This window comes from Sphingobium sp. SG1, assembly GCF_057063145.1.
This window is the reverse complement of the sequence record NZ_JBVVOJ010000013.1, coordinates 98219-110748: the sequence shown is the minus strand read 5'-3', so window position 1 is coordinate 110748 and position 12530 is coordinate 98219. Positions and strand designations below refer to the sequence as shown.

The window sequence follows — 12530 nt, the reverse complement described above, 5'->3', positions numbered from 1 at the left end:
ATGTCACGCTTCGCCCGCTCCTTCCTTGCCCTCCTCGCGCTCGGCGCATCGGCGCCCGCCCTGGCCGGGCCGCTGGCCGATGGCGACAAGATGGCGATCATGGCGGATGTCGATCGCGGCGCGGACACGCTGGCCAAGAACGCGCTGCAGATCTGGAACTATGCCGAAATCGGCTTTCAGGAGACCAAGAGTTCGGCGCTGTTACAACAGCAGCTGAAGGTTGCCGGCTTCACGGTCGAGGCCGGGATCGCCGGCATGCCGACCGCCTTCGTCGCCCGCTTCAGGACCGGCGACGGCCCGGTGATCGGCCTGCTCGCCGAATATGACGCGCTGCCCGGCCTGCCCCAGGCGGCCGAGCCGGTGCGCAAGCCCATCGAGGGCATTGCCGGCCATGGTTGCGGTCATAATCTGTTCGGCGCCGCCTCGGTCGCGGCCGCCATCGCCACCAAGGACTGGATGGCCGCGCACAAGATCAAGGGCGAACTGCGCCTCTATGGCACCCCGGCGGAGGAAGGCGGATCGGGCAAGGTGTTCATCGTCCGCGCGGGCCTGACCAAGGACGTGTCGGCGATGATCCACTGGCATGCCGCCGACAGCAACAGCGCGTCGCAGAATACCGCGCTCGCCAATATCAGCGGCAAGTTCCGCTTCCACGGCACCGCCGCCCATGCCGCCGCCGCGCCCGAACGTGGCCGCTCCGCGCTCGACGGGGTCGAGGCGATGGACGCGATGGTCAACATGATGCGCGAACATGTGCCGCAGGAAACCCGCATCCATTATGTCATCACCGATGGCGGCAAGGCGCCGAACGTTGTGCCCGATACGGCCGAGGTCTATTATTATGTCCGCCACCCCAATCAGCAGGTGGTCGCCGACATCATGGACCGGGTGAAGAAGGCGGCCGAGGGCGCGGCCATGGGCACCGGCACCACGGTCGAGTTCAACCAGGTCGGCGGCACCTTCGACCTGCTGCCCAACGACACGCTGGGCCATGTCATGTATGACAATCTGAAACAGGTGACCCTGCCCAGCTACAATGCGCAGGAACAGGCCTTCATCACCCAGATCCAGTCGAGCTTCCCCAAGGGCACGCGCATGGGTGACGGCAGCGTCGAGGCTTATAGCAGCGGCGGCCTGACGCCGGCCTCCACCGATGTCGGCGATGTCAGCTACACGACGCCGACGGTCGGCATGGTCGCGGCCACCTGGGCGCCGGGCACCCCGCCGCACAGCTGGCAGGCGGTTGCCGCGAGCGGAACCAGCGTCGGCACCAAGGGTGCCGTCGTCGCCGCCAAGGCGATGGCGCTGACCGCCGCGCAACTGTTCCAGAGCCCGGACACGCTGGCGGAGGCCAAGGCTGAACTGGATCGCCGCCGCGGCAAGGATTTCGTCTATCGCTCGCTACTGGGCGACAAGGGGCCGGCGCTGGAGTATCGAAACGGAAAGTGACGATCCCGAAGCAGGACGATCACTCGCCCGCCTCCTTATAGGCGGGCAACCCCAGCCCACGGCGGATTGCCAGCGCCCGCAGGCCAAATCCCAGCAGCGCCGCGATCACGCCGGCGACCGGCACATCCAGCCCGGCCAGCCGCAGCAGCACGAACAGGCCGGAGGCGAACGCTGCGGCCGTGACGTATAGTTCGGGGCGCAGCAGGATCGACGGCTCGCCGGCCAGCGTGTCGCGCATGATGCCACCGACACAGCCGGTGACCACGCCCATCATCCCCGCGACAAAGGGCGGCACGCCAAAGCTCATCGCCTTGGCCGCGCCAAAGACCGCGAAAGCGGCCAGCCCGATCGCATCGAGCCAGTCGAGCGCATGATCGCTCCACCAGCGGCGCGGCGTGATCCAGACGGTAATGGCGGCCGCCATACACACGATCGACGGCGCCGGATCATGGATCCAGAAGACCGGCGCATCGATCAGCAAGTCGCGCACCGTGCCGCCGCCCACGCCTGTCAGCAGGGCGAAGAAAGCGAAGGTCACCAATGTCTGACGCAGGCGCGCGGCAGCCAATGCCCCGGAAGCCCCGAAGACGAACGTGCCGATCAGGCTCAACGCCTCCAGCACGGGTCCGATATGGGTGGCGATCGTCGGGGTCGGCGGCAGCATGGCTTTCCGTAGCCGCTATCGGGCGCCAGCGGAAGCCGGCGCCCGAGGGTCGATCATTTCCGGCCTTTCTCGGCCGACAAACGGGTCATCAATATGGCCGCCCGCTTGGCCTGGCGCGGCATGGTGGACAGGTCCGCCTTTTCCGCCGGGCTATGGTCACCCATCGAGGCGAGGCCAAGACCCACCAGCCCGTCGACATCCTGCGCGACGAAGCTGATATCGCCCGCGCCGCGCTTGAGCGGATCAAGCTCGGGCATTTCGGGCAGGCCCAAATCCTTGTTGATGCCATTCAATTTGCCGAGCAGCGCGCGGTTGCCCGCCGTCGGCGCCATGGAGGGATAGCCCAGGTCAAAGGCGATGCTGGCGCCGGTGCCCGGCAGATGGCCGCTATCGACGATCGCCTGCATCTTCGCCCGCACCCGCTCGGTCTGATCCTGGCTGAGGGTGCGGAAATCGCCCTTGGCGACGGCGATCTGCGGGATGATGTTGGTCTTGCCGGTCACGGCGATGCGCACGCCATCCTTGTCAACATCGGCGCTCTGGCCGCCCCCGATCAGGCCGACATTGAAGGTCAGGTTAGGCTCCGGCAATTCCTTGCGGAAAGCGGTGATGATCCGCGCCATTTCATAGACCGCGCCATCACCGGCGGCGGCGGAGAAGATGCCCGAGCTGTGCGCCGACTTGCCGCTGGTGGTCAGCGTCCAGCTGTTGGAGGAGCGGCGCGCGATCGAGCCCATATCCTTGCCGTCCTCGCGGCTCAGCCCCTCGAAATCGAGCGCGACGTCGGCGCGCTTGCCGGCCGCGATCAGGTCAGCGCGGGAAATCGAGACCGGATCGCCCGAATCCTCCTCGTCACCGGTCAGCACCACCTCGATATTGGCGTTCTTCAGCGTGCCGGCCGCCTGCATCGCCTTCAGGGCGAGCAGCATCGTCACCACCCCGCCCTTGTCGTCGCCAACGCCCGGCCCGGCGGCCCAGTCGCCATCCCGCTTAAAGGTCTGGAACGGCGAGTCCGGCTCGAACACCGTGTCGAGATGGCCGATCAGCAGCATCTTCGTCGTGCCCGCCCGCCCCTTGTGGACCGCGATGAAATGGCCGGCACGCTTGACCTGATCCATCGGTTTCCAGGTGACGGCAAAGCCCAGTGCCTCGAACTCGGGGCGCAGCATGTCGGCCACCACCTTGACGCCGGCGACATTCATCGACCCGCTATTCTGGTTCACGATCTTTTCGAGGAGGGCGATCGCGGGCTCATGACCGGCATCGACGCTGGCGCCGATCTTCTGTTCGGCCGGGCTCAGCGCCGCCTGTGCCGTGGTCGCCAGCAGCATCGCGCCGCACAGCGCCGCCTTCACAATAGTCTGTCGCATGGGTTCGTAACTTCACCGAAACAAAGGAAGAATGGGCCGCTCCGGGGCAGCTTCAGAATAGAACGGGTGGCGCGCGCAGACACGCCACCCGTCGGATGCTTATTTCGCCAGTTCGGCTTCGATCGCGGCAACCAGCGCCGGATCGTCGGGCGCCGTCGTCGGCGCGAAACGGGCCGCGACGCTGCCATCCTTGGCGATCACGAATTTCTCGAAATTCCACAGGATTTCCGGCACCGGATTGGGCGTCATGCCATAGCCCTTGAGCCGCTCGCGGAAGCTGTCGCCATCGCCCTGCGCCTCCGGCAGTGCGCTCGTCAGTGCGGCATAAAGCGGATGCTTGTCCGGCCCGCTGACCACGATCTTCTCGAACATCGGGAAATCGACGCCGAAATTGGTGGTGCAGAAGGTCGCGATCTCGTCATTGCTGCCCGGTTCCTGGGCACCGAAATCATTGGCCGGGAAGCCCGCGACCACCAGCCCCTTGTCCCGATAATCGGCATAGAGCTTTTCCAGCCCCTCATATTGCGGCGTCAGCCCGCATTTGGAGGCGACATTGACCGCAAGCACCACCTTGCCGGCATAATCGGCCAGGGTCGCGTCGGCGCCCTTGATGGTCTTGAGCGGTATCTGCTGGATGTCGGTCATGCATCGTCTCCCTTGGATATCAGGCGGCGGACCTTGCCATCATATGGCGGCGCCGAAAAGATGCCCCGCCGCCGCCGTCACAGCCATCGCCAGCGCGCCCCAGAAGAAGGTACGCAGCATCGACCGCCCCGGCCGCGCCCCGCCCAGCCGCGCCCCGACATAGCCCAGCAGCAACAGGCAGAGCAGCGACACCGGCACGACGCTGATCCCGGCCAGCGACGGCGCGATGGCTGCGGCGACTACCGGTGGCGCGGCGCCACAGGCGAAACTCGCCGCCGAGGCCAGCCCCGCCTGCACCGGGCGCGGCGTGCTGAGGTCGGAAATGCCCAGCTCATCGCGGGCATGGGCGCCCAGCGGATCGGTCGCCATCAATTGGGTAGCCACCTGCCCAGCCAAGTCCCGATCCAGCCCGCGCTCGACATAAATGTCGCGCAACTCCTCCCATTCCGCATGGGGCTGCGTCGCCAGCGCCTTCTTTTCCTTGGCGAGATCGGCACGCTCGGTATCCGACTGGGCGCTCACCGACACATATTCGCCCGCCGCCATCGACATGGCACCTGCCACCAAGGCGGCAATACCCGACAATAATATGGACTCGCCCGTCGCGCCCGATGCGGCGATCCCGGTCATCAGGCTGGCGGTCGATACAATCCCATCATTGGCGCCCAGCACGGCCGCGCGCAGCCAGCCGACCCGGTTGACATAATGGACGGCATGATGTGGCCGTGGCGGCTCGACGCGCGGCATGGTCATGGCAATGTCTCCGTCGGGCTGATCCGTCGCGCCGCGATATGCATGGTCAGGAAACGGCCATGCCGTTCCACATCGACCAGCGCCTGGCCAAAGCCACGCAGATGCATCATCGAGAAGATGGCAGAAACGGGATATTCGTTCATCTGCATCATCGGCTCGCTCGACTTCTTCCCGCGCAGCCGATGGACCAGCCGCTGCAGGCCGGGAATATGGGTCCGCGCGCGATAAAAAGCGGCACGGACCGGCGTGTCACCGCGCCGGATCGCCACATGGATATTGGCCATCCCGCCGACCGCCACCCGATCAAGCAGGCGCCCGATCAGCGGCAGGCCACGCTCGACCGCGATATGCTGAAAGACGATATAGCTGTGGACGAAGTCGAACTCGCCGACGGCCATGCTCAGCCGGTCGTCGGACTGACGAAAATGGGCGTTGCCTATGCCCCGCTCCAGCCGCAGCCGCTCGGCCTCCTTGAGCATGCCCGGCGCGACATCGAGCCCGACCACCTCGTCGAACAATCCCGCCAGCGGCAGGGCGACGCGGCCGACGCCGCATCCGAAATCCAGCGCCCGTCGACGCGGGAGCATGCCCAGTTGCCGCTCCAGCCGGCCCAGCCGTTCCTGGATATAGGCATCGCCGGTCTGGAAAAATGCGTCGAGATCGACCTGTTCGCGTCGGAACTGAGGCGCGGAGACCACGCCATAATAGGGGTCGGTCTCCCCCCATATCCGCCAGTCCCTGTCGGTATCGATCATGCGACCATCCTGAAGTTTCGACGCCGTCTGGCTATCAGATGCAGGGGGCAGCGCAAGGGGCTCAGCCCAGCCCCTCGGCCTTCTCCGCCAGTTCCAGCCAGCGTTCCTCGGCCGCGTCCTTCTCCGCGCGCGCCTTCTCGATCGCAGCGGTCAGCGCGGCGAATTTCTTGGGATCGCGGGTATAGAGCGCGGGATCAGCCAGCGCCTCCTCGTCGCGGGCGATCGCCGCTTCCAGTTCCTCGATCTTCTTGGGCAGCAGGTCGAGGTCGCGCTGGTCCTTGTAGGTCAGCTTGGTCGAGGCCGGCTTGGGCGGCGGCGGTGCCGCAGCCTCCTTCTTCTCCGCCTTGGGCGCGCGGCGCGGATCGCGCTTGGCGATCCAGTCGGCATAACCGCCGACGATCACGTCGACCTTGCCCGATCCGTCGAGGCCGAGCGTGACGGTCACGGTCCGATCCAGGAAATCGCGGTCATGGCTGACGATCAGCACCGTGCCATCATAGTCCGCGATGACTTCCTGCAGCAGGTCGAGCGTTTCGAGGTCGAGGTCGTTGGTCGGCTCGTCCAGCACCAGCAGGTTGGATTCGCGGGCAAATTCGCGCGCGAACAGCAGACGCGAGCGCTCGCCACCCGACAGGGTGCCGACCTTTGCCTCGGCCAGCGAGGGATCGAACAGGAAGTCCTTCAAATAGCCATGGACATGTTTGCGGACGCCGCGCACGTCGATCCAGTCGCCGCCTTCGGCCAGCACGTCGCGCACGCTCTTGTCGCCCTGCATCAGGCTGCGCTGCTGGTCGATGAAGATCATGTCCAGCGTCTTGGCCAGCGTCACCGCGCCGCTGTCGGGCGCCAGTTCGCCGGTCAGCAGCTTGAGCAGGGTCGACTTGCCCGCACCATTGCCGCCGACGATGCCGATCCGGTCGCCACGCTGCACGCGCAGGGAAAAGTCGTTGATGATGGTCCGATCACCAAATGTCTTGGTGACATGCTCGGCCTTGATGACGCTCTTGGTCTTGCTGTCGTCGCTCGCCACCGCGATCTTGGCAGTGCCCTGCGGCCCCTGCATCGCGGCACGCTGGGCGCGCATCTCCCACAGCTTGGCAAGGCGCCCCTGGTTGCGCTTGCGCCGCGCAGTGACGCCGCGCTCCAGCCAGTGTGCCTCGATCTTGAGCTTGGCGTCCAGCTTCTCGGCGGCGCGTGCCTCCTCGGCATAGACCGCTTCCATCCAGTCCTCGAAACCGCCGAAGCCGATTTCGTTGCGGCGCATCTGGCCGCGATCGAGCCACAGCGTCTGCCGGGTCAGGCGGGTGAGGAAGGCACGGTCATGGCTGATGACGATGAAGGCGCCGGTATAGCGGGCGAGCCAGCTTTCCAGCCAGTCGATCGCCGCGATATCCAGATGGTTGGTCGGCTCATCCAGCAGCAGCAGGTCGGGTTCGCTCGCCAGTGCGCGGGCGATCGCGGCACGGCGGCGCTCACCGCCACTCGCGGTCGCCGCTTCGCGCGACAGGTCGATGCCCAGTTGGTCGGCGATCGCCTCCACCTCATGGGCGGGCGGCGCGAATGCGCCGGCCAGCGCGAAATCATGCAGCGTCTTGAAGGCGCTGACGTCCGGATCCTGTTCCAGCGTCACCACCCGCGCGCCCGGCTGCACCGAACGAATGCCCTCATCCGCCTCGATCTGCCCACCGATCAGCTTAAGCAGCGTAGTTTTACCCGCGCCGTTGCGCCCGATCAGCGCCAGCCGGTCGCGCTGGCCGACATGGATGTCGATATGCCGGAACAGCCAGTGGCTGCCCTGCGAGAGGCCGAGATTTTCGAACGAGAGAATGGGTGCTGCCATGGCGGTGCAGCTAGGGCCTATCGGGCGTCGGGGCAAGAGTGGAACCGGAAAGCTGTCGGACGGCTTTCAACGCAGGACAGCGTCCATTCATCGCACCCAGGCCAAAAACGGGTGCAGGACTTACAGAGGAGACCATGTCCATGAAATCCGCTCTCGCCCTGATGGCGCTCGGCGCCGCCGCACTGCCTGTCGCGGCTGTCGCCCAGACCAGCGTCACCATCGCCGAGACCGCGCCGGTGGTGACGTTGAACGTCACCGAAAGCGTCGAGGCCGCGCCTGACGTCGCGACCATCGGCACCGGCGTTCAGACCAAGGCCCCGACCGCGGCCCAGGCGATGAAGGACAATGCCGCCAAGATGGACGGGCTGATCGCGGCGCTGGCCAAGGCCGGCATCGCCAAGGCCGACATCCAGACCAGCGGCATCAACCTCAACGCCCAATATGACTACAGCAACCGCGACGGCCAGCCGTCCGGTCCGCGTTTCCTGGGCTATGAGGCGTCGAACCAGCTGAGCGTCAAGGTGCGCGACGTGAAGAAGGTCGGCGCGCTGCTCGATACGCTGGTGCAGGCCGGCGCGACCAACATCAACGGCCCCAGCTTCTCGGTCGAGGATCCGAGCCCGCTTCAGGCCCAGGCCCGCGCCACCGCGCTCAAGACGGCCAAGGCCCAGGCCGATTTCTATGCCCAGGCGGCGGGCTATCGCTCGGCCCGGCTGGTCTCGATCTCGGAAAGCAGCAGCGGCGGCAATGCGCCGATGCCGCTGATGGCGGCCCGCTTCAAGGCCGACGCCGCGCCGACCCCGGTCGAACCCGGTCAGGTCAGCGCATCGATCAGCCTGACGGTCCAGTACGCGCTCGAACGCTAAGCCGTCATTCCTCGACGCGCCAGTGCGGCACCGCAAGGTCCGCGCTGGCGCCTTTGACCAGCCGCGCGTCGATGCCAAGATCGGCAAAGGGCTTGAGTAGCCCCTCATTCCCCTCCCCCTTGATCGACAGGTCGATCGGCAGGCCGGTGCGCTGCGCCGCCCACAGCACAAGCGCCAGCCGATCCTTGTCCGTCACGGCCCCTTCATCATCCAGCGCGAGCGACGGCAGCGGCAGGGTCGGCGGCGTAACCTCTATCGTCCAGCCGGGCGTTGCCGCCGCCGCCCGCCGCTCCAGCGCCCAATAGGCGCCGAGGCCCGCATCCGGCAAAGCCCGCGCCCGCACCACCGCCCGCTTGCGCGCGGTATCCACCGTCACCGCATCGGGATTGACGCCGGCGACCAGCGCCAGCCGGTCGGTCAGGCGATCGATCTGCCCCTGCACCTCACGCCGCGCGGTCTGGGCGGCGAGCAACTGGGCATTGTCGGCATCCGTCCCCTCACCCACCCGAATCTGTTCGATATCCAGCGACACCGGCTTGCCCAGCATGTCCCCCAGGATATGGCCGGCCCGCGCGGACGCATCGCGTTCGTAATGGCTGGTGAGGACGCTGGCGGTCACGGCAAGCGGCTTGGCGGCGAAATCCAGGTCGAGCTGCGCGATCCGGGCGCCATCGGGAAATTCGCGCCGGATGACGTCGCGGGCATCGCGGGCGGCCCGCGCCTCCCAGGCGATCTGGCCGAGCGACAGGCCGAGCGGCACTGCCAGTGCCAGGAAGATAGCGCCTATGAAAACCATCTGCAGCCAACTCTGGCTGGGCGACAGGCGGCGGCCAAAGCCATAGAGGCGCGCCATGATCGCCGCGGCCAGGGCGATCGTCACGAAATTGGTGAAGAAGAGGAGGAAGGCACCACCCGCGACCGTCGCATTGAGCGTCGCCAGACCAAAGCCCACCGTTGCCAGCGGCGGCATCAGCGCAGTGGCGATCGCGACGCCGACGATCGTGCCGGCCTTGCCGCGAATCATCGCATAGGCGCCCGCCAGCGCGGAAAAGAGCGCGACCATCAGGTCGAACAGATTGGGCCGGGTGCGGGCGGCGATTTCACTGGTCACCGTCTGCAACGGCGACAGCAGGACGATGAAGGCCGTGAACGCGATCGCCACCAGCGCCCCGCCCGCCAGCGCGACGATCGTCCGGCGGATTTCACGCGCATCGGTCATGGCGAGGCCAAAGCCCAGCCCGACGATCGGCCCCATCAGCGGCGAGATCAGCATCGCGCCGATCACCACGGCCGGCGAGGAGAGCAGCAGGCCGAGCACCGCAATGCCCGCCGACATCAGGATCATGAAGGCGTAGGAGGGGCTCCAGCCATCATCGGCCCGGACCCTTTCGAGCACGGCCTGATGATCGATCCCACGGATTACATGGCTGCGCCACCAGCGCGGAACGGAGCGCCACAAGGGCGCATCGGCTACGGGCCTGTCATCTTCATTCTGCATGGTTGGCAAGCCTAATTCGCCCGGCCGCTCCTTTCCAGCGCGGAATGACCGGTCATTCACCACCTGTTCAATGCGCTTCGCCTATGCCATGCCCATGACAATGATCGCCAAAAGCCTGACTGCCGGACTGGCCGCAATTATGGCCCTGTCCCTTATGACACCGGTCGCCGAAGCCGGTGGCCGCCGTGACGAACAGGATGCCGCGCGTCGCGCGATGCTGGACGGCCAGGTCATGCCCTTTTCGATGATCAAGCGCCGGGTCGACGCCCAGGTGGGCGGCGCCACCTATGTCGGCAGCGAGTTCAACCCCTCCACCAATCGCTATCGCCTGAAATATGTGAAGGACGGCAAGGTGATGTGGGTTGATGCCGACGGCCGGACAGGCGATATCATCGGCTGGGCGCGCTGACCGCGCGCCGCCCAACCTCTTTGCGTCGATAACAAGAAACGGAACCCTATGCGCCTGCTGATCGTCGAGGATGAACCGAGTCTGGGCCAGCAGCTCAGGAACACGCTGGAAGGTGCCGGCTATGCCGTCGACCTCGCCACCGATGGCGAGGATGGCCATTTCCTGGGCTCGACCGAAAATTATGACGCCGTGATCCTGGACCTGGGCCTGCCCACGATCGACGGCCTGACCGTGCTTGATCGCTGGCGCAAGGAAGGCCGCAGTTTCCCGGTGCTGGTGCTGACCGCGCGCGATAGCTGGTCCGACAAGGTCGCGGGCCTCGATGCCGGCGCCGACGATTATCTGGCCAAGCCCTTCCAGAGCGAGGAACTGATCGCCCGCCTGCGCGCGCTCATCCGCCGTGCCAGCGGCAACGCGTCGAGCGAACTGATCGCCGGCGACGTCCGCCTCGACACCCGTTCGGGCAAGGTGACGCTCAAGGGCGATCCGGTGAAGCTGACGGCGCAGGAATATAAGCTGCTGTCCTATCTGCTCCACCACAAGGGCAAGGTGGTCAGCCGCACCGAGCTGATCGAACATATTTACGACCAGGATTTCGACCGTGATTCCAACACGATCGAGGTGTTCGTGACGCGCATCCGCAAGAAACTCGGCGCCGATGTCATCACCACCATCCGCGGCCTTGGCTACAGCCTGGACGAGCCGGGGCGCTGATCCGCGCCCCATCCGCTTCCGTTCGCTGCGGGCGAAGTCGACAGGCAAATAGGTCCGTGCCATCGGCCATGTTTCTCGGCTGCGCCAGCAGTGAACGGGTGTAGGATCATTTTGCATGGCCAGCCCGTCGCCCTCCCCCGTCCGGTCCACCGGGTCGATCAGCCGCCGCATGATCGGCATTGCCGCGCTGTGGATCAGCGTGCTGCTGCTGGGCGGCGGCGTCGCGCTCGACCGGGTGCTGTCGGACGCGGTGACGCGCAATTTCGACGACGGCATGAATTATGTGCTGACCGCGATGATCGCGGCGGCCGAGATCGGCCCGGACGGCGAAGTGCTGTTCAACCGCGAACTGGCCGACCAGCGCTTCCTGGAACCCAATAGCGGCCTCTATTACCAGATCAGCGCCAAGGGGCATGAGGATTGGCGGTCGCGATCGCTGTGGGACCGGGCGCTCAAGGTGCCGGGCGACCATGCCGACCGCAATTTCCATGTCTATGACAGCAAGCAGTTTCCCGGCGAGGATCTGCGCGTCATGGAGCGCAGCGTCATCCTGCCCGGTTCCGACGCGCGCTGGATGTTCATGGTGGCGCAGGCGCGCCAGGGCCTCGATGGCCAGATCAAGACGCTGCGATCCACCCTGTTCAAGAGCTTCGCGCTGCTGGCGCTGGGCCTGATCGTGCTTGCCACCTTGCAGACCATCTATGGCCTGCGGCCGCTGCGCAAGGTGCGGCTGGAAATCATCAAGATGCGCGATGGCGACAAGAGCCGGGTGACCGAACCCATGCCCGCCGAAGTGCTGCCGATGGTCGAGGAGTTGAACGCGCTGCTCGCCCATAATGAGCGGCAGGCCGAGGAAGCGCGCACCCATGCCGGCAACCTCGCCCATGCGCTCAAGACGCCGCTGACGGTCATCATGAACGCCGCGACCGCCAATGCGCCGGACCTGGGCGAAACAGTCGTGCGCGAGGCGACGACGATGCGGCGCCAGGTCGACCATCACCTCGCCCGCGCCCGCGCCGTCGGCCGGCGCGGCGCGGCGCAGAGCCGGGCCGAGGTCTGGGCCAGCCTGGAGGCGGTCGAGCGCGCGGTGCGCCATCTCTATCAGGATGCGCGGGTCGACATGGACGGCGACAAGCATGCGGCGGTCCGCGTCGAACGGCAGGATCTGGACGAAATGCTGGGCAATCTGGTCGAGAATGCCGCCAAATATGGCGGCGGCAGCGTGTTCGCGACCGTCAGCCGGGTTGGCGCGATGGTCGAGATCATGGTCGAGGATGACGGCATGGGCATTCCCGAAGCCGACCGGGTGCGCATCTTCGATCGCGGCGTGCGTCTCGATTCGGGCAAGCCCGGCACTGGCCTTGGCCTCGCCATCGTCCGCGATGTCGCCGAAATCTATGGCGGGTCGGTGGCGCTGGAGGAGAGCGAGGATCTGGGCGGACTGCTGGTCCGCCTGCGCCTGCCGGCCGCCTGACAAAGGGCGCCCGACGAAAGGCAATTGCGTTCCTGCAAATCAATAGCATAGACAGGACAGACCGGGCCGCATCGGCCCATTCCAGACGGGATC

12 protein-coding genes are annotated in these 12530 nt (G+C 66.3%); 5 read left to right on the top strand and 7 right to left on the bottom strand.

All coding sequences use genetic code 11. The features are described 5' to 3' along the window. Positions 1-1449 carry an amidohydrolase gene (locus AC0KVN_RS21740; RefSeq protein ID WP_483656383.1) on the top strand — a complete coding sequence of 483 codons (1449 nt, stop codon included), beginning with the start codon at positions 1-3 and terminating at the stop codon, positions 1447-1449. A gap of 19 nt (positions 1450-1468) precedes the next feature. Here AC0KVN_RS21740 and AC0KVN_RS21735 read toward each other — a convergent pair whose 3' ends face one another. From AC0KVN_RS21735 to AC0KVN_RS21710, 6 genes are all read right to left on the bottom strand, one after another. Continuing rightward, complete coding sequence (locus AC0KVN_RS21735) at positions 1469-2113, bottom strand: trimeric intracellular cation channel family protein (protein ID WP_004207533.1); 645 nt, start codon at positions 2111-2113, stop codon at positions 1469-1471. Between the two features lie 53 nt (positions 2114-2166). Continuing rightward, positions 2167-3483, bottom strand: coding sequence for a M20/M25/M40 family metallo-hydrolase (locus tag AC0KVN_RS21730; RefSeq protein WP_435567919.1), 1317 nt, complete (start codon positions 3481-3483; stop codon positions 2167-2169). Positions 3484-3582: 99 nt separating this feature from the next. Continuing rightward, positions 3583-4128, bottom strand: coding sequence for a glutathione peroxidase (locus tag AC0KVN_RS21725; RefSeq protein WP_284110388.1), 546 nt, complete (start codon positions 4126-4128; stop codon positions 3583-3585). A 39-nt stretch (positions 4129-4167) separates the two neighbouring features. Further along, on the bottom strand, positions 4168-4881 hold the full coding sequence (locus AC0KVN_RS21720; protein ID WP_374553378.1) for a VIT1/CCC1 transporter family protein: 714 nt from the start codon (positions 4879-4881) through the stop codon (positions 4168-4170). Next, positions 4878-5636 carry a class I SAM-dependent methyltransferase gene (locus tag AC0KVN_RS21715; protein ID WP_435567920.1) on the bottom strand — a complete coding sequence of 253 codons (759 nt, stop codon included), beginning with the start codon at positions 5634-5636 and terminating at the stop codon, positions 4878-4880. The genes AC0KVN_RS21720 and AC0KVN_RS21715 overlap by 4 nt, the downstream gene beginning before the upstream one ends. A 61-nt stretch (positions 5637-5697) precedes the next feature. Further along, complete coding sequence (locus AC0KVN_RS21710; RefSeq protein ID WP_161733184.1) at positions 5698-7476, bottom strand: ABC-F family ATP-binding cassette domain-containing protein; 1779 nt, start codon at positions 7474-7476, stop codon at positions 5698-5700. A gap of 140 nt (positions 7477-7616) precedes the next feature. Between AC0KVN_RS21710 and AC0KVN_RS21705 the strand changes: the two genes are divergently transcribed. Then, the gene (locus tag AC0KVN_RS21705; protein ID WP_010336071.1) at positions 7617-8342 is read left to right on the top strand and encodes an SIMPL domain-containing protein; all 726 of its coding nucleotides are present in this window, start codon (positions 7617-7619) and stop codon (positions 8340-8342) included. A 4-nt stretch (positions 8343-8346) separates the two neighbouring features. On the opposite strand, the gene AC0KVN_RS21700 is transcribed toward AC0KVN_RS21705, so the two are convergent. Beyond that, on the bottom strand, positions 8347-9840 hold the full coding sequence (locus AC0KVN_RS21700; RefSeq protein WP_435567921.1) for a DUF389 domain-containing protein: 1494 nt from the start codon (positions 9838-9840) through the stop codon (positions 8347-8349). A gap of 70 nt (positions 9841-9910) precedes the next feature. Between AC0KVN_RS21700 and AC0KVN_RS21695 the strand changes: the two genes are divergently transcribed. From AC0KVN_RS21695 to AC0KVN_RS21685, 3 genes are all read left to right on the top strand, one after another. Then, on the top strand, positions 9911-10249 hold the full coding sequence (locus tag AC0KVN_RS21695) for a hypothetical protein (protein ID WP_004207540.1): 339 nt from the start codon (positions 9911-9913) through the stop codon (positions 10247-10249). Positions 10250-10297: 48 nt separating this feature from the next. Continuing rightward, positions 10298-10963: a response regulator transcription factor gene (locus AC0KVN_RS21690; protein WP_435567922.1), complete on the top strand. Its 666-nt coding sequence runs from the start codon at positions 10298-10300 to the stop codon at positions 10961-10963. A 169-nt stretch (positions 10964-11132) separates the two neighbouring features. Further along, positions 11133-12437 carry a sensor histidine kinase gene (locus AC0KVN_RS21685; protein WP_026109023.1) on the top strand — a complete coding sequence of 435 codons (1305 nt, stop codon included), beginning with the start codon at positions 11133-11135 and terminating at the stop codon, positions 12435-12437. Positions 12438-12530 lie beyond the last annotated feature (93 nt).